This is a genomic window from Rhodovulum sp. P5 (assembly GCF_002079305.1).
Lineage (GTDB): Bacteria > Pseudomonadota > Alphaproteobacteria > Rhodobacterales > Rhodobacteraceae > Rhodovulum.
On the sequence record NZ_CP015039.1, the window covers coordinates 395,020 to 412,483 of the forward strand.

General features: G+C 66.5%; 16 protein-coding genes. 10 read left to right on the forward strand and 6 right to left on the reverse strand.

Going from position 1 to position 17,464, the window contains the following annotated elements:
• The first annotated feature begins 3 nt into the window (after positions 1 to 3).
• The 5 genes from RGUI_RS01910 (at position 4) to RGUI_RS01930 (ending at position 5,023) form a co-directional block, all read left to right on the forward strand.
• A complete protein-coding gene (locus tag RGUI_RS01910) occupies positions 4 to 1,452 on the forward strand; it encodes an aldehyde dehydrogenase family protein (RefSeq protein WP_081531504.1) in 1,449 nt (482 codons plus the stop codon).
• Between the two features lie 10 nt (positions 1,453 to 1,462).
• Positions 1,463 to 2,575, forward strand: a complete 1,113-nt coding sequence (locus RGUI_RS01915; RefSeq protein WP_156882841.1) for a hypothetical protein — start codon at positions 1,463 to 1,465, stop codon at positions 2,573 to 2,575.
• 33 nt (positions 2,576 to 2,608) lie between these two features.
• Positions 2,609 to 3,349, forward strand: coding sequence for a glucose 1-dehydrogenase (locus RGUI_RS01920; protein WP_081531506.1), 741 nt, complete (start codon positions 2,609 to 2,611; stop codon positions 3,347 to 3,349).
• Between the two features lie 67 nt (positions 3,350 to 3,416).
• Positions 3,417 to 4,409 carry a P1 family peptidase gene (locus tag RGUI_RS01925; RefSeq protein ID WP_081531507.1) on the forward strand — a complete coding sequence of 331 codons (993 nt, stop codon included), beginning with the start codon at positions 3,417 to 3,419 and terminating at the stop codon, positions 4,407 to 4,409.
• A gap of 53 nt (positions 4,410 to 4,462) precedes the next feature.
• Positions 4,463 to 5,023, forward strand: a complete 561-nt coding sequence (locus tag RGUI_RS01930; RefSeq protein WP_081531508.1) for a hypothetical protein — start codon at positions 4,463 to 4,465, stop codon at positions 5,021 to 5,023.
• A 100-nt stretch (positions 5,024 to 5,123) separates the two neighbouring features.
• Here the strand turns inward: RGUI_RS01930 and RGUI_RS01935 are convergent, their stop codons facing one another.
• Together RGUI_RS01935 and RGUI_RS01940 are read right to left on the reverse strand one after the other, a co-directional pair.
• On the reverse strand, positions 5,124 to 5,936 hold the full coding sequence (locus RGUI_RS01935; RefSeq protein WP_081531509.1) for an alpha/beta hydrolase: 813 nt from the start codon (positions 5,934 to 5,936) through the stop codon (positions 5,124 to 5,126).
• Between the two features lie 121 nt (positions 5,937 to 6,057).
• On the reverse strand, positions 6,058 to 6,420 hold the full coding sequence (locus RGUI_RS01940) for a globin domain-containing protein (RefSeq protein ID WP_253798746.1): 363 nt from the start codon (positions 6,418 to 6,420) through the stop codon (positions 6,058 to 6,060).
• A gap of 223 nt (positions 6,421 to 6,643) precedes the next feature.
• Here RGUI_RS01940 and RGUI_RS01945 point away from each other — a divergent pair, with 223 nt between their 5' ends.
• The 5 genes from RGUI_RS01945 (at position 6,644) to RGUI_RS01965 (ending at position 13,847) form a co-directional block, all read left to right on the forward strand.
• Entirely contained in the window at positions 6,644 to 8,800 is a 2,157-nt protein-coding gene (locus RGUI_RS01945) for an esterase-like activity of phytase family protein (protein ID WP_081531511.1), read from the forward strand.
• A 187-nt stretch (positions 8,801 to 8,987) separates the two neighbouring features.
• A complete protein-coding gene (locus RGUI_RS01950) occupies positions 8,988 to 10,106 on the forward strand; it encodes a hypothetical protein (protein ID WP_253798749.1) in 1,119 nt (372 codons plus the stop codon).
• Positions 10,107 to 10,588: 482 nt separating this feature from the next.
• Positions 10,589 to 11,482 (forward strand): SPFH domain-containing protein, encoded by an 894-nt coding sequence (locus RGUI_RS01955; protein ID WP_081531512.1) that lies wholly within the window; start codon positions 10,589 to 10,591, stop codon positions 11,480 to 11,482.
• A complete protein-coding gene (locus RGUI_RS01960) occupies positions 11,482 to 11,748 on the forward strand; it encodes an NfeD family protein (protein WP_081531513.1) in 267 nt (88 codons plus the stop codon). The genes RGUI_RS01955 and RGUI_RS01960 overlap by 1 nt, the downstream gene beginning before the upstream one ends.
• A gap of 164 nt (positions 11,749 to 11,912) precedes the next feature.
• Entirely contained in the window at positions 11,913 to 13,847 is a 1,935-nt protein-coding gene (locus RGUI_RS01965; protein WP_081531514.1) for an elongation factor G, read from the forward strand.
• A gap of 63 nt (positions 13,848 to 13,910) precedes the next feature.
• Here the strand turns inward: RGUI_RS01965 and RGUI_RS01970 are convergent, their stop codons facing one another.
• From RGUI_RS01970 to glcF, 4 genes are all read right to left on the reverse strand, one after another.
• On the reverse strand, positions 13,911 to 14,384 hold the full coding sequence (locus RGUI_RS01970) for an Hsp20 family protein (RefSeq protein WP_081531515.1): 474 nt from the start codon (positions 14,382 to 14,384) through the stop codon (positions 13,911 to 13,913).
• A 138-nt stretch (positions 14,385 to 14,522) separates the two neighbouring features.
• Positions 14,523 to 15,284 carry a serine protease gene (locus RGUI_RS01975; protein ID WP_081531516.1) on the reverse strand — a complete coding sequence of 254 codons (762 nt, stop codon included), beginning with the start codon at positions 15,282 to 15,284 and terminating at the stop codon, positions 14,523 to 14,525.
• Positions 15,285 to 15,287: 3 nt separating this feature from the next.
• A complete protein-coding gene (locus RGUI_RS01980; RefSeq protein ID WP_371587114.1) occupies positions 15,288 to 16,118 on the reverse strand; it encodes a serine protease in 831 nt (276 codons plus the stop codon).
• Positions 16,119 to 16,181: 63 nt separating this feature from the next.
• Complete coding sequence (gene glcF, locus RGUI_RS01985; protein ID WP_081531517.1) at positions 16,182 to 17,462, reverse strand: glycolate oxidase subunit GlcF; 1,281 nt, start codon at positions 17,460 to 17,462, stop codon at positions 16,182 to 16,184.
• Positions 17,463 to 17,464 lie beyond the last annotated feature (2 nt).

Consider the following 17,464-nt stretch of genomic DNA (forward strand, 5'->3'; position numbering starts at 1 on the left):
GTGATGCGCGAACTTTGGTTCAGTACGGACAGCTGTTTCATCGGCGGTTTCTGGACGCAACCGGCGTCGCGCGAATTCCTGCCCGTCGAAAATCCCTCTACCGGCGCGCCGATCGGGTCGATCGCCCGCGGCAAGGTGGCCGATATCGACGATGCGGTGGCCGCGGCGGGCGATGCGCTGAAAGGGCCCTGGGGCCGGATGGCGGCGGCCGAACGCGGGCGGCTTTTGACGCGGATCGGGCATTTCGTGCGCGCCAAGACCGAAACCCTGGCCCGGATCGAGGCGACCGATGTCGGCAAACCGCTGACACAGGCCCGCGCAGACGCCGCGGCCCTTGCCCGTTACCTTGAATTCTATGGCGGCGCCGCCGACAAGATCATGGGGGAAACGATCCCCTATCAGGAAGGCTATACCGTCTATACCTTGCGCGAACCCCACGGGGTCACGGGCCATATCATCCCTTGGAACTACCCGATGCAGATCATTGGGCGGTCCGTCGGCGCGGCGCTGGCGATGGGCAATGCCTGCGTTCTGAAACCGGCCGAGGATGCGTGCCTGTCCGCGCTGGCCTTTGCCAAGTTGGCAGAGGAGGCGGGCCTGCCCGCCGGTGCGTTGAACGTCGTGCCGGGGCTGGGAGAAGAGGCCGGCGCCGCGCTGGCCGCGCATCCCGATGTCGCCCATATCTCCTTCACCGGGTCGCTGACCGTGGGGCGGCTGGTGCAGCAGGCGGCGGCGCGGCATGTGGCCCCCGTCACGCTGGAACTGGGCGGAAAGTCCCCGCAGATCGTCTTTGCCGATGCCGATCTGGACGCGGCCCTGCCCTTCCTTGTCAATGCCGGCATCCAGAATGCGGGGCAGACCTGTTCGGCCTCGTCGCGGATCCTCGTCCAGCGCACGATTTACGAAGAGGTGCTGCGCCGGATGTCCTACCGCTACCGCGCCTTGCAGGTTGGCCCGGCGCTGGACGACATGGATGTCGGCCCGCTGATCTCGAAGGCGCAGAAGGAGATCGTCGAAGGGTATCTTGCACGCGGCGCGGATCTGGAAATCGCCGCAGAGGGGCGGATCATCGGCAATGCCCCGGCGGGCGGCCACTACGTCGCGCCCCGGCTTCTGGCCAATGTCGCGCCGAACCATGTTCTGGCGCAGGAAGAGATCTTCGGCCCGGTCCAGACCCTGATCCCGTTCGAGGATGAGGAGGAGGCCATCGCGATTGCCAACGGCACCGGCTATGGGCTTGTGGCCTCGGTCTGGTCGCGGGACGGGGCGCGGCAGATGCGGATGGCTAAGGCGCTGCGGTCGGGCCAGGTCTTCATCAACAATTACGGGGCCGGCGGCGGTGTCGAACTGCCCTTCGGCGGCGTCGGAAAATCCGGTCACGGCCGCGAAAAGGGGTTCGAGGCGCTTTACGGCTTCTCCACGCTCAAGACCGTCGCGGCGCGGCATGGGTGACGCCCCGGCGATGACGACCGACAAAGACCGGATTGCCTTTGCCACGCTGGCCCATGCGGACCTGACCCAGACGCCCCTCCGCCGCGACCATTTCGTGCCAGCGCAGGCGCGGGACGACGCCTATCACGCGGCCTATGACCGAACGACGCTGTGGTACGATGCGTTCTGGCGCGACGGACGGGTCGTGCTGGTCGCGCCGCGCCTGTTGAATTTCTGGCCCGCGCTCAAGGCTGCCGATATCCGTCTGGACGGCGTACCGGCAAAGCTGGGCAGGCGGGCACGCTTTCACCGGCATGAGGTGCTGCACATCCCCGCGCGCCAAAGACCGAAGACGATTTCGGTCACAGGCCCGGACTGGTCGCTTGAAACCGATCTGAGCATCTCCGCGCTCGACCGGTTCGCGGGGCGCAATGTGATCCTGACGATCTCAAAAGACAACGATCTGGACTGGATCCGCGATTTCGCCCGGTTCCACCAACGCACCCAGAGGGCCGAGGCGATCCTGTTCATCGACAACGGCTCCTCCGCCTATGGCCCCGACGATATCGCGGCGGTGCTGGCGGATGCCGGGCTTTCGGGCACGATCCTGTCCGCCCCGCTCCCCTATGGCCCGGTGGTGCAGGACAAGCGGAACCGGCACCGCGCCAACTTTTTCCGCACTGCCATGCTGAACCTTGCCCGGTTGCGGTTCCTGTCGCGGGCGCGGGCGGTGCTGAACGTCGATATCGACGAACTGGTCTGGACCGATGGCCCCAGCATCTTCGACATCGCCGCGAATGCCCGGTTCGGCTTTGCCCCGTTCGGGGGGGCGTGGCGCCACCCGCCCGACGATCTGGACCGCGCCCCCCGCCATGCCGACCATGTGTGGGCACAGGAGGCCTCGCCCAAGACCCCGGCGAAATACGCCGTCGCCCCGAACCGCCTGGCCGGGCGGTTCAGTTGGGACGTGCACCGGCTGGAAGGGCTGCCGCTGAAATCGGCCTTTCTGCGGGAGGATGCAGGATATTGGCATTGCTCCTGCATTTCGACAGGCTGGAAATACACCCAGCGCCTGACCCATCGCGGCGGGGACCGGATCGACCCGCGCTGCGTGCAGGCCTTTCAATCAGCCCTGCCCGGTTGAACGGGCGTCGGGCCCCACGAACGGGAGGACGGGATGAGACTGACGGACAAGACCGCAATCGTGACCGGCGGCGGATCGGGCTTTGGCGCGGGGATCGCCCGCAAACTGGCGGCCGAGGGCGCGCGCGTGATGGTCGCAGATATCGCCGTGCTAAAGGCGGAAGCCGTGGCGCTGGAGATCGGCGGTCTGGCCCAGCATGTGGACGTGTCCGACGACCGCTCCGTCGCCAATCTGGCCGAGGTCGCGCTGGCGGTGTTCGGGCGGGTGGATATTCTGGTCAACAATGCCGGCATCACCCATCTGCCGCAGGCGATGGAAGACGTGTCCGAGGAGGAGTTCGACCGCGTCTTCGCCGTGAACGCAAAATCCGTCTACCTGACCGCGCGGCATCTGGTGCCGCATATGAAGGCCAATGGCACCGGTGCGATCCTGAACGTCGCCTCCACCGCCGGGCTGTCGCCCCGGCCGCGGCTGAACTGGTACAATGCCTCAAAGGGCTGGATGATCACGGCAACCAAGGCGATGGCGGTGGAACTGGCGCCGTCGGGCGTGCGGGTCAACGCGCTGGCGCCGGTGGCGGGGGAAACGCCGCTTTTGAAAAGCTTCATGGGTGAGGACACGCCAGAGATGCGGGCCAAGTTCCTGTCCACCATCCCGCTGGGGCGGTTTTCAACGCCTCAGGACATGGGCAATGCCGCGGCCTTCCTGTGTTCTGACGAGGCGTCGATGATCACCGGTGCGGTGCTGGAAGTGGACGGCGGGCGCTGCATCTGACAGGGCGCGCCAGGTGGTTACCGTGGCACCATGGGTATTTTGACCAAGAAGAAGGGGCGCGCGTGCAATGCAACCAGGACGGCGGAACCTGATCACGGATGTGGCCGGGCTGAAGGTCGGGCAGGCCGAGGATGCAACCGTGAAGACGGGCGTCAGCGTTCTGGTGGGCGATGCGCCTTTCGTGGCCGGGGTGCATGTGATGGGCGGCGCGCCCGGCACGCGGGAGACCGACCTGCTGTCCCCCGACCGGCTGGTCCAGGAGGTCGATGCGCTGGTGCTGTCGGGCGGGTCGGCCTTCGGGCTGGATGCGGCCTCGGGCGTGGCGGACGGGCTGCGCGCGATGGGGCGCGGGTTCGCGGTCGGCGGGCAGAGGGTGCCCATCGTGCCGGGGGCGATCCTGTTCGATCTCTTGAATGGCGGTGACAAGGACTGGGCGGACAACCCCTACAAACCGCTGGGGCGCGCGGCGCTGGCGGCGGCGGATGCCGACGTTGCACTTGGCAGCGCGGGCGCGGGCTATGGGGCAACCACGGCCGATCTGAAGGGCGGGCTAGGCTCGGCCTCGCTGGTGCTTGACTGCGGCATCACGGTGGGCGCGCTGGTCGCGGTCAATGCGCTGGGATCGGCGGTTATGGGCGGCGGGCCGAAATTCTGGGCCGCGCCGTGGGAGATTGGCGGTGAATTCGGCGGGCTGGGGCAAGGGCGCCACGACCCCGCGACAGAGCCGCGGCCAGAGGCGGCACTGGGCGAGGCCACCACGATTGCCATTGTGGCCACCGACGCTGCCCTGACCCAGGCGCAGGCCACCCGGCTGGCCGTGGCCGCCCATGACGGGATGGCGCGCGCGCTGGTGCCCAGCCACACGCCCTTTGACGGCGATCTGGTCTTTGCCGCGGCCACCGGCGCGGTGCCCCTGCCCGATGCGGGCTTCGATGCGCTGAGGCTGGGCCATGCGGCGGCGGTGTGCCTGGCGCGGGCCATCGCGCGCGGGGTCTATCACGCCAGCCCCGCCCCCGGCGACACGCGCCCTTGCTGGCAGGCGCGTTTCGGGCGGGCTTGAACACGACGATCCGGGTGATAGCCTGATGGGCACCCTATTTGCGGAGGACCCCCATGAAACGCCTGATCGTGACCCTGTCGCTGATCGCCCTGCCCCTGTGCCCCGCCACCGCCGACGAGGTGACCGACACGCTGCAAAGCGCCATCGACGCCTATGAAGACGGCGATGTCCAATACGCGCTGGAAGAACTCACCTATGCCCAGCAACTGCTGCAGGCGATGAAGGCCGAGGGGCTGGTGGCCTTCCTGCCGCCCGCGCCTGCGGGCTGGACCCGCGAGGTCAACATGGAGATGAACCAGGGTCTGGCCATGATGGGCGGCGGCACCGGGGCGGAGGCCACCTATGACGGCGGGGGCCAGTCGGTCACGTTGACGCTGATGGCCGACAACCCGATGGTGGGGGCCATGGCCGCGATGTTCGGCAACCCCATGCTGATGGCCACGCAAGGCCAGATCATCCGCATCGGGCGGCAGAAATTCGTGGATCAGGGCGGCGAGGTGACCGGGCTGGTCGACAACCGGATTCTTGTGCAGGTGAGCGGCGCGTCGAATGACGCGATGATGCCGCTGTTGCAGGCGATCGATTTCGACGGTCTGGCGCGGTTCGGCCGCTAGAGCGGGTTGCGGAAAGGTGAGAACCGGTTTTCCGCTGCTCGACCGCGCGAAATCACTAGGTCAGAGCGCTTCGCACGACTGCGGATGAGCAAGGTGCGCCCTAGGCGCCCGCGACGGTGCCGGTCAGCGCGCTGTCAGGCTGTTCCAGCCCGGCGATCACGTCGAAATGGTGGCTGCCCTCCTCGATCTTCAGTGCGGCGCCGGGCCACGCCGCGGCCAGCCATCGGGCCTGATCCAGAAAGACGGGGCGTTCCGCGCCGCCGACCCAGACCGTGACGGGCACGCCGGGCCGGGGCGTCCGCAAGGCCGGGCTTTCGGCGCGGGCGGCGGCCTCATCCAACCGGAAGCGTTCGTTCATCTGCGTCTTCCGCAGCGGGCGCAGATCCGACACGGGCGAGATCGGCACGACGCGTGCAATGCGCGACGCCACCTCGGGGGAGAGCGGAACATCGTCGCACAGCATCCGCGCCGCCAGATGGCCGCCTGCGGAGTGCCCGGTCAGGTGGATGGGCCCGTCAGGGTGCATCTGCGCGATATGCTGAAGCGCAGCGGTGATGTCGCGGGTGATGTCGGCGATGGCGACCTCTGGCACCAGCCGGTAGGATGGCATCGCGACCGCCCACCCATGCGCCAGCGGCCCGGCGGCCAGATGCGACCAGACCGATTTGTCGAACCGCATCCAGTAGCCGCCATGGACGAACATAACCACCCCGCGGGCCAGACCCTGGGGCTGAAACAGGTCCAGGCGCTGCCGGGGATGAGGGCCGTAGGGCACGTCGATCTGGCCGCCCGCCTTGGCCCGGAAGGCCGCGGCCGCGGCGGCCCAACGTGGCGGATAGGTCTCGGCCCGGGGAATATGGGCCGCGTTGGCATAGGCGTCATCCCAATCGACCCCGTCCCCTTCTGCAGACATCTCCCCGCCCCCACATTTTCCCCTGATTCACTTAACATTTGGACTTAGAGTGACTCCAGCCCCAGGCGAAGCAAAATCGCGTTCCGATCGGGGCCTATCCAACGGTCTGCCTGCCCGCGCGTCAGATGGCGGGGGCGTCATCCTCAAGAAACCCTGTTGCCAGCATGATCTCGACGATCTCGTCATAGGCCGCAGCCCAGGCCCGTTGCAGATCCTCGGTACAGGCGTCGCCGTAGAAATCGCAGACGGCCTGATGGAAGGCCTGACCGCCGATGGCGAGATATTCGGGCGTCACCCCCTTTTTGGCATGCATCCGGGCGACATATCCGACCGAGGTTTTCAGCCGGTTCCGATCCCCGATCTGGCCGATCAGCATGGCAAGCGCGCCGGAAAACACCTTTTTCTGCTTGGCCATGTCATTGCCGAAAAGCGCGCGCGACTCCGGCGCGATTTCGAACAGGCGGGTATAGAAGTGGTCCGCCATCCGGCCCTTTGAGGAGAAAAGCCGCTTTGCACTGTCAACAACGATACTGGTGTACTGCGGGTCCATGGATACCCCTGAAATAGTTGACGCGATGTTCGCCGCATCCCCCTAACAAGCCATGAAGATCGGCGGTCACCCCGGCGCGACATACGGCGCCCGACCGTCATCCAGACGTCACACAAGACCGCCATTGAGGTCGGCACGAAACTTCTGGAGTCCGATCATGACCGCACGCCTTCTGGGCCTGACCTCCGTTCTGGCGCTGTCTGCCGCCGCCGCGCCGGCCGAAATGAATTTCAACCGCATCGCGTCGTTCCCCGTGGTGAAGAACATGGCTGCAAGCCAGGACACCACGGCCGAAACCTCGCCCGAGATCATCGTGGCCACCCCCGACGGCATGCGGCTGGTCTATTCCGACAGCCCGCTGGGCGCCATCGGCATCGTCGATATCTCTGACCCCGCCAACCCGCAGCCCGGCGGCAACGTGATGCTGGATGGGGAGCCGACCTCGGTCGCCGTGGTGGGCAACCGCGCCTATGTCGCCGTGAACACCTCGGACAGCTACACTGCCCCGTCGGGCCATCTGGCCGTGATCGATCTGGCCACCAAGCAGGAAGTCACCCGTTGTGATATCGGCGGCCAGCCCGACAGCGTGGCGACCGATGCCAAGGGCAGCTTCATCGCCATCGTGATCGAGAATGAGCGGGACGAGGATGCCGGCGACGGGCGCGTGCCGCAGATGCCCGCGGGCAATCTGGTGATGATCGACCTGGCCGACGACACCGCGCAATGCGACACGATGAAGGTGGTCGACATGACCGGCCTGGTCGAGATCGCCCCCGAAGACCCGGAACCCGAATATGTCGACATCAACGGTCTGGGCGAAACCGTTGTCACGATGCAGGAAAACAACCACATCGCCGTGGTGGCCCGCGACGGGTCGATCCTGAACCACTTCTCTGCCGGAGCCGTGGATCTGGAGAATATCGACACCATCGACGAACGCGGCGCGATCCTGCCGGTCGACAGCCAGATGGGCCGCAAGCGCGAGCCCGACACCGTGAAATGGCTGGACGACGACCATTTCGCGATTGCCAACGAAGGTGACATGGACGGCGGCAGCCGCGGCTGGAGCATCTTCCACAAGGACGGCACGCTGGTCTATGAAAGCGGCCCGTCTTTTGAGCACGCGATCATCCAGATCGGCCACTACCCCGACAAACGCTCGGATGCCAAGGGCGTGGAGCCTGAAAGTCTGGCCAAGGGCACCTTTGGCGGCGTGCCGATGGCCTTTGTCGGGTCCGAACGTGGCTCGATCATGGGCGTCTACGACATTACCGACATGGCGAACCCGGTGCTGACCCAACTGCTGCCCTCGGGCATCGGGCCGGAAAGCTTTGCCGTGATCGCGGATCGCAATCTGATCGCGTCGGCGAACGAGGCCGACCTGATCGAGGATGGCGGCGCCCGCGCCCATGTGATGATCTACGAATATCAGGAGGCCCCGGCCGCCTATCCGATGCTGACCAGCGCCGGGATGGAAGAGCTGACCGGCTGGGGCGCGATCTCTGGCATGGTGGCCGACAAGGACGGCATCGTCTGGGCGGTGAACGACAGCTTTTACGGATTCCAGCCGACGATCTTCAAGATCGACACGACGCAGACACCGGCCCGGATCGTCGATGCGATCCGCGTCACCCGAAAGGGCTATCCGGCGCAGAAGCTGGACATGGAAGGCATCACGCTGGACGGCGAGGGTGGCTTCTGGGTGGCCTCCGAAGGGCGGACCGACCGTGTGGTGCCGCATGCGCTGTATCACATCAACGCCGATGGCGAGATCACCAAGGAGGTCGGCCTGCCTGCCGAACTGATGGCGGTCGAAAAGCGCTTTGGCTTCGAAGGTGTCACCAAGGTGGGCGACACGCTGTGGATGGCGGTGCAGCGCGAATGGAAGGACGACCCCAAGAACTTCGTCAAACTGGTGGCCTACAACACCAAGACGGGCGACTGGGGCGCGGTCCGCTATGAAAAGGCGCAGCCGGAAAAAGGCTGGGTGGGCCTGAGCGAGATCACCGCCCATGGTGACCATGTCTATGTGGTGGAACGCGACAACCAGCACGACTATCGCGCCGTGACCAAGAAGATCTACCGCATCCCGCTGGCCGATATGACGCCCGCACCGCTGGGCGGCGATCTGCCGGTCGTCTCCAAGGAACTGGTCCGCGACCTGCTGCCCGACCTGACCGCCACCGGCGGATATGTGCTGGACAAGGTCGAGGGTCTGGCGATTGCTGCAGACGGCACGATGTGGGTGTCGACCGACAATGACGGCGTCGACGACCATTCGGGTGAAACGATGTTCTTTGCGATCAAACCGTAAGACCGCGGCCCTTTCTGCGGCGGCCCCCGTTCAAACGCGGGGGCCGTTTTTCGTCGCAACGGCGCCCCGCCCGACCGAAACAATGCGCGCCGCGGCACCCTGCCGCGCCGCACGGGTGCATCTGCATGGCACCCAGACGTGGTATCCTTTCCCCAAAGGCAACCCGGTGGCCCTGTGGGAGGGAGACATGCAAGGAAGAATTCTGACCATCATCGTCATGCTGCTGACGGCCCAGCCGGCGGCGGCAGAGGAACGTGACGCGCTTCTGGACTTTCAGGGCGACAGTTTCCGCGCCGGCGGCACGGTCGTTTTCGACAAGACCGGTACGGACGACCTGTTCATGGCCGGCGAAACCGTGCGTGCAGAGACCGATATCGCGGGCTCGGCCCATATGGCGGGCCGCAAGGTGCGATTGTCGGGGGCGGTGGGCGGCGACGCCTATCTTGCCGGGATGGACATCGAACTGAGCGGCCCGGTCGCGGGCGACGCGACGCTGGCCGGCTATGACATCACCGTCGGCGAAGTCGGCGGCGACCTGCGGATTTCGGGCGGCAAACTGCGCATCGAGGGGCCCGTTGGCGGCTATGCCATGATCGCGGGGGAAGAAGTGCATATCGCCGGGGTCATCGCCGGCGATGTCAGCCTGACGGCCAGCGAAGTGGACTTTTCCGAAGACGCGCGGATCGACGGCCAGATCACCGTCTACGAGGAAACGCCCGGCAAGCTGGAGATCCCGGAAACCGTCGCCCCCAAGGCACAGATTGAGCGCCAGGACCTCTCCAAATGGGAAGACCGCCCCCATCACGTGCGGGAATGGACGTGGTACGGCGCCGCGGGCGGTTTCCTGATGGGCGTGATCGTGGTTGCCGCCATCGCGGCGCTGATCGCGGCCGTGATCCCGCAGACGCTGGCAGAGATGCGGCGCGGCGTGCTTGCACGGCCGTTCCGCAGCCTCGGCATCGGCTTTGTGGCCCAGTCGGCGCTGGTGGGGTCCGCGGTGCTGTTCGCGATGACGATCATTGGCCTCGTTCTGACCCCGGCCGCGGTGTTCCTGGCGTTCCTCGCGGGGTTTGCCGGTTACGTGGTCGGCGTCTACGCCTTCGGGGTTGGCCTGCATCTGGCCTTTGGCCGGCCGGAACCGGCCAGCATCGGGCAAAGGGCGCTGGCGGCGGGCACGGGGGCGCTGGCCGCCGGGCTGATCTCGCTGATCCCGCTGCTGGGCTGGCTGTTCGTTCTGGCGCTGGTGCTGGCGGGCGTCGGGGCCATCGCCCAGCGGACGCTGGACCCGGTTTCACACGCCGCCTAAAAAACAGAAACCCTGCCGTCGCAAGAGAAAACGGTTCCTTGTGAGCAGCGTCGGAGCGAGGCAAGTCGGGCCGCGCCCGACCCTGGGTGGGCGCATTGAAACGCTTGTGCCGATCGGTTTATCTCAAAAGTCCGAACGACTTACGGGATCCGCAGGACATCGCCAATGCGCCCTCCCGGGGGGGAGGGTCGGGCGCGGCCCGGGCTGGTCGCCCGGACCAGCTTCGGGATGATGGTCCGAACGCTCTTGACCTCAGGCGCATGTGGTGGGCTTTTTCAGCGGCCGCTTAGGCGCAAGCCAGCGATACAGTGCGGGCCGCCCGATGGGACGGCCCGGACTCGATCATACGATCCGGGCCGCCCCAAACGCCCGCTTGCCTAGCCGCGACAGATAGCGCACCCCTAGTCTCCGCGGGGGCGAATGCGAGTCGCGCAGGAAAGCCAAACGATTGCATCCGGCGCACACCCACAGGAGACCGAACAATGACCCTTGAAGACGTGCTTGAAGCTGCGCTTGGCGGCAATCTCGTCGTGCTCCTCCTCGCCGCGCTGGTCATCCTCAGCGTCGTGCTGGGGGTGCGCATCGTGCCGCAGTCGGAAAAACATGTGGTCGAGCGGTTCGGGCGCTTGCGCGCCGTGCTGGGGCCGGGGATCAACCTGATCATCCCGTTTCTGGACCGGGTCGCGCACAAGGTGTCGATCCTGGAGCGGCAATTGCCCAATGCCAGCCAGGATGCGATCACCGCCGACAACGTCCTGGTACAGGTGGAGACCAGCGTCTTCTATCGCATCCTCGCGCCGGAAAAGACCGTCTATCGCATCCGTGACGTGGATGGCGCCATCGCCACGACCGTCGCCGGTATCGTCCGCGCCGAGATCGGCAAGATGGAGCTCGATCAGGTTCAGTCGAACCGCTCCGACCTCATCTCCACGATCAAGGAAAGCGTCGAGGACGCGGTCGAAAACTGGGGGATCGAGGTGACGCGGGCCGAAATCCTTGACGTCAATCTTGATGCCGCCACCCGCGAGGCGATGTTACAGCAGCTCAATGCCGAACGCGCCCGCCGCGCGCAGGTCACAGAGGCCGAGGGCAAGAAACGCGCAGTGGAACTGGCCGCCGACGCCGAGCTTTACGCAGCCGAACAGGAGGCCAAGGCGCGGCGCATCTCGGCCGAGGCCGAAGCCTATGCAACGCAGGTCGTCGCGCAGGCGATCGCGGATCACGGCATCGAGGCCGCGCAATATCAGGTTGCCCTGAAACAGGTCGAGGCGCTGACCGCCGTGGGCCAGGGCGACGGCAAGCAGACGATCATCGTGCCCGCGCATGCGATGGACGCCTTCGCCGACGCCTTCAAGATGCTGGCGGGGCGCAAGTGATGGCGACGGCGTGGTGGGTCTGGCTGGCGGCGGCCGGCGTTCTGGGCATTCTTGAACTTCTGGCCCCGTCCTACATGTTTCTCGGCTTTGCCATCGGGGCCGGATCGGTGGGCGTCGCGCTCTGGCTTGGGCTCGATCTCGCCTTGCCCTGGCTGGTTCTGTGCGCCGCGGTTGTCGCGCTTGTGTCATGGCTGGTCCTGCGCCGCCTGCTTGGCGTGCGGGCGGGTCAGATCAAGATCTGGGACCGCGACATAAACGAAGACTGACCGGTCGCCGCGCCGGGGCCGCGCCTGCGGCCCGATGCCCGGAAATTGCGCTTGACCTTGCGCGATGTATACGGGGAACATCGGTCGACAATGGGCCTGTCGCCCTGCCATCCGGCGACCCCGAACGGGCCCGTGCCCAACATGAAACGGGAGGCGATATCCTCATGCGCTGCTTCACGATCCTCGGCCCCTCGCAGGCCGGCAAGACGACGCTTCTCAAGGCGCTCAGCGAACTGGACGGGCGCCCTACGGTGGCCGACTTCAGCGACGTGCTGACGGTGCGCGAATTCACCTATCTGAACGAACCCTGGGCGGGCTTCGACATCGCGGGGGGGCCGGATTATCTTGGCCATGCCGGTGAGGCGCTGGCCGCAAGCGATGCCGCCATTCTGTGCGTGGCGCCCGACCCGGATGCCGCGGTGCTGGCCGCCCCCTATCTGCGGCTGATCGAGGCGTCGGGTGTGCCCTGCTTCATCTTCATCAACAAGATGGATCTGGACGAGGCGCGCATTCGCGACATCGTCGCCTCCCTTCAGGCCTATGCCAACCACCATATCGTGCTGCGACAGGCGCCGATCCGGGATGCGGACGGGCATGTCGTGGGCGCGGTCGATCTGATCTCGGAACGGGCATGGGAATATCAGGAGGGCAAACCGTCGAAGCTGATCGAGATCCCCGACGATCTGCATGATCGGGAACAGGAAGCCCGGGGCGAGTTGCTGGAACACCTTGCCGATTTCGACGACCACCTTATGGAAGAATTGATCGAGGATCGTGAACCGCCGACCGACGAGGTCTACAAGATCCTGGCCGAGGCCCACCGCGACAACGCGGTCATCGCTGCCTATCTGGGGGCGGCAAGCCACGGCAACGGGCTGACCCGGCTGATGAAAGCGCTGCGCCACGAAGCCCCGCGAATGGACCAGATCGGCGCGCGCCTGGGGGTGGAGGCACCGCTGGCCATCGGCGTTGCGTCAGAGACCCGGCGCCATGTCGGCAAGTCCACCCTGCTGCGCGCACTCGCCCCCGGGATTCAGCATGCCGCGCCCCTGGCCGGCGGCGGGATCGGCAACCTGACGGGCATGGACGGCAAGCCCGCGAATGAACCGCTGGAGCCCGGAACACTGGCCATCGCCGTGAAGTCCGACCATCTTGAGCCCGGCTTTGCCTACACCGCTGACGGCTCTGCCCCCCTGCCCGGCTGGACGCGCGGCCGTGCGCCCGGCTATGCGCGCATCCTTATGCCCGCGAACGAACGTGACGATGCAAGACTGTCGGCCGCACTGACCCGGCTGGCCGCCAGCGATCCGGGGATGGAAACCGAGCAGGACAGTGAAACCGGCCATGTCGTGGTGCGGCTGCAAAGCCCGATCCACATGCGCCGTATTCTGGCCAAGCTGAAGGACGAGTTCGGCGTCGAGGCGGAGGAACAGCCCGTTTCCGGCATCTATCGCGAAACCATCACCAAGCCCGTGGACACCCACCATCGCCACCGCAAGCAATCGGGCGGCGCCGGGCAGTTCGCCGATGTGCATCTGACCGTGCGCCCGCAGGGCCGCGGCGCGGGCTTTGCCTTCGACGAAACGGTCAAGGGCGGCGCGGTGCCCAAGAACTACATCCCCGCGGTCGAGCATGGGGCGCAGGACGCCCTGCAACAGGGTCCCCTGGGCTTTACGGTGGTCGATGTCGCGGTCACACTGACCGACGGCAAGCACCACGCGGTCGACAGTTCCGACCATGCCTTCCGGACCGCGGCCAAGAACGGCGTGCGCGAGGCGCTGGAACAGGCCGGCCCCGTCGTCCTGCAACCGATCGAGCGGGTGGAGATTCACGTGCCGTCCGTCTATAGCGGCTCGCTCGTTGCGCTTGCCGGCAGTCTCAAGGGGCAGGTTCTGGGCTTTGAGGGGCACGGCAAGGCGCGCGGCTGGGACGTGTTCCAGGCCCTGATCCCCGCCCCCGCGAAGGAAGAGCTGTTCCAGGCCCTGGGCGGGCTGACCCACGGCACCGCGTGGTTCGAGGCCCAGTTCGACCATTACGAGGAACTGCACGGCAAGGATGCCGAAAAGGTCCGGCAAGCCCGCGCAGAAGAATTGGCCTGACAAGAAACCAAAAGACGCGCGGGTTCCCCCGCGCGTCTCCAACTGTCGAAAAGTGACGGCCGATCAGGCGGTTGTGGTCTCTTTTTCCACCGTTGCATCAATGGCACGGGTGGTCCCGGCCGAAATCTCGATCCGGCGGGGTTTCAGCGCCTCGGGCATTTCGCGGATCAGGTCCACATGCAGCATGCCGTCCGCATGGGTGGCCCCCGTTACCCGCACATGATCGGCAAGGGCAAAGCGCCGTTCGAAAGCGCGGGTGGCGATCCCGCGGTGCAGATAAGTGCGCTCCTGCTCGTCCTCGGCCTTGCGGGCGGCGACGACAAGCGCGCTGTCCCTCACCTCGACCGACAACTCATCGGCGGTGAAACCTGCCACGGCAATCGAGATGCGATAGCCGTTTTCCGAGGTCTTCTCGATATTGTAGGGGGGATAAGCCGGCTGGGTCCCGTCATTGGCGAGAAGCCGGTCCATGATGTCGGCAACGCGGTCAAAGCCGACGGTGGCACGGTAGAGCGGTGCAAAATCGTAGTGGCGCATATCAGTCATCCTCCTGTGAGCGATGTCATGTCATGCCCTCCCTTGGCGTTGGGACGGGCGGGAAATGCGGGCCCGTTCGGCGCCCGCAAGGTTCAGTTAGGATGGGCTTTTCGGGCTTTCAAGGCCCCGGAAATGGCCTTAGCGGCGAAAGAAGCCCAGAATTCCACCCGCCCCGGCGCCCGAAAAGGCAACCTGCCGGTCGGTGGCGTCCGGCACCGGAGCAACGCGGAGGATCGCCCTAAGCTCGGCCAGCGCCGCGGATGCCTCGGCCCCGTAGATCACAACGCCGTCTTCGTCCCGTACCATGCCCGACACGATGCCGATCAGACGTTGCCGCCCCGGCGCGGCGTCCATCACCGGGGCACCGGCCACGCCGCGCCAGTCGGTGCACCGGATGGCATAGGCCCCGGGTGCGCGATCCAGGACGACACAGGGCGATGCGGATCCTGCCGTGCCATGCCCGGGGTCGGACAGGACAAGAACCTTGCCGCCCGGCGCCACGGCACGCCCCGGGGCAAGCGGCAACGCGATCTCGGGCGAAATCGGGCAGTCGAGTCGAAGCAGGGCCGCACTGCTGCGCAAATGATAGAGCGCCTCGCCCAGTCCGCCCGCATGATCGGGAGAAATGACGGCGCGATGCACGCCAACAGGGCCCTCTTGCCCCATGCGAAAGGCAAGCCCTTCCAGATCGACGGGCGCGCCGCTGTCGTCCAGCAGGCACCGGGCCGCCGTCAGAACCAGATCGCCCGCGACCAGAGCGGCGGTACAGTACCGGCCATCCGACCGCTCCAGCCGGCCAATGGCGGCCTCGCCAACAGGCGTATCCGCAAGCGCCCGGCCCGGCGCGGCAACAGCGACCAACCCCATAACAATCGACAGAAACAGCCCGCGCCACCGCATCACTCACGGCCTTAGAAACTTGGCACCAGAGGCCTCGCGTGCCCCACCCTGACCGAAGCGGTGCATCGGGGGAAGATCGGTTCCAAGAACCTCGCGCCCCATCGCCAGTCGGCGGCGCAGCCCGTCCAGTTCATCGCCAAGCGCGGTGCCAAGCGCCACCTTGCGGTCCGCGACCTCCGCCTTGGCGGACACCACGGACACGATGCGCGGCACGCCGTCCTCGATCCGGAAGACCGGCGCCCCGGAGGACCCGAAATCGACATCGCAGGACAGAACGAGGATCTTCGGTCGCCCGGCCAGAACGTGGCAGACCTCTTGCAGCGCCGGCGCCTCGGCCCGGCCCTGCGCATAGGACACCACGCCAACCGCCTGCCCCTTGCGCGGCTTGTCCGCGGTTGCAAAGGGCTCCACCCCCGGCAGGCGAATGGCGCGGTCCAGCTGCAAAAGCGCCAGATCATGGGCCACGCGCGCGGCGTCGGCCTGCCCGTCATAGCGATAGTCCGAATGCACCACGCCACGCGCCACCTGCCGATACGCCTCGGCCCGGCCATTGCGCCACCCGGCGCGAAATTCCATTTCGGTGATGTCCACCGCCCGCCCGGTTCGGTCGTCGAACAGGCAATGGGCCGCGGTCAGCACAAGGTCGGGGGCCACCAGCGCACCGGTACAAAACCCGCCCTGCCCGATGTCCAGCCGCCCGACAGCCTGCCACCCGCGCGCCACGACGCCGGTTTCCAGACGCCTCAGCGCAGTATCCGCCGGCGCGGCAAGCCCCGGTGGCAAAAGAAGAACCAGCACACAAAGCGCCAGCAGGCTGAGGATCATGCGGACCATGAACCGCGCCTATCAAAGTCACCGGGCAGGAATGTGACCGTCGCGGGGCGCGGCACGGGGGCGTCAGCCCAAAGCGCGCGGTTTCGGCCCGCCGGTGGCCCAGTCCAGCAACTCCACCGTATGCACAACCGGCACCCCGGTGCCCGATCCGATCTGCACCATGCAGCCGATATTGCCCGCGGCGATGACCTGCGGCGCCGTCGCCTCAAGCGTGCGGATCTTGCGGGCCTTCAGCTTCGCCGAAATTTCCGGCTGAAGCAGGTTGTAGGTCCCGGCAGAGCCGCAGCACAGATGGGGGTCCGCCGGCTCTACCACCTCGAACCCTGCCTGGCGCAGCAGTTCCTTGGGCGCGGTCTTGACCTGCTGGCCGTGCTGCAACGAACAGGCCGCGTGATAGGCAACGCGCATCCCGCCCCGCCCCTGTGGCAGGTCGAGCCGCTGGAGCAGTTCACTGATATCGACGGCGCGCGCGGCCACCGCCTGCGCGGCCTCGGCCAGCGGATCGCCCGCGAACATATGGCCATAGTCCTTCACCGTTGTGCCGCAGCCGCTGGTATTGATGACGATGGCGTCCAGCCCCTCCCCCTGAATCTCCGCATTCCATGCGCGGATATTGCGGGCGGCCTGCGCGTGGCTTTCGCCGTCCTTTCCCATGTGATGGGTCAGCGCCCCGCAACAGCCCATGCCGCGGGCGATCACCACCTCGCAGCCCAGCCGCCGGAGCAGACGGATCGTCGCGTCGTTGATATCGGTGTCGAGCGCCCGCTGCGCGCAGCCGGTCAACAGCGCCACGCGCATCTTGCGGGGCCCGTGGGCGGGAAACACCTGCGGCGCGTCGTTTGGGCTGGGCTTCGGGACGCTTTCGGGCACCATCGCCAGCATCGCCTTCAGCCGCGCATCGGGGATCAGTGCGGCCACCGGCCGCCCCAGCTTTGCCGCCTTCATCGCCAGCCGGAACCGCGCCGGATAAGGCAGGATGCGCGCCAACAGCCAGCGCAGGGCGCGATCCGTGAAGGGGCGCCTGTAGGTCTTTTCGATATGCGCGCGGGCATGGTCGACCAGATGCATGTAGTGGACGCCCGAGGGGCACGTCGTCATGCAGGCCAAGCAGGACAGGCACCGATCGACATGGCGCACGGTCTTCTCATCCGCGGGCCGTCCGCTTTCCAGCATGTCCTTGATCAGGTAGATCCTTCCCCGCGGGCTGTCGAGTTCATCGCCCAGCACCTGATAGGTCGGGCAGGTCGCGGTGCAAAACCCGCAATGCACGCAGGCGCGCAGGATGTCGTTGGCCTGCGCCAGCCGCGGGTCCTGCAACTGTTCGTCAGTGAAATGCGTCTGCATCA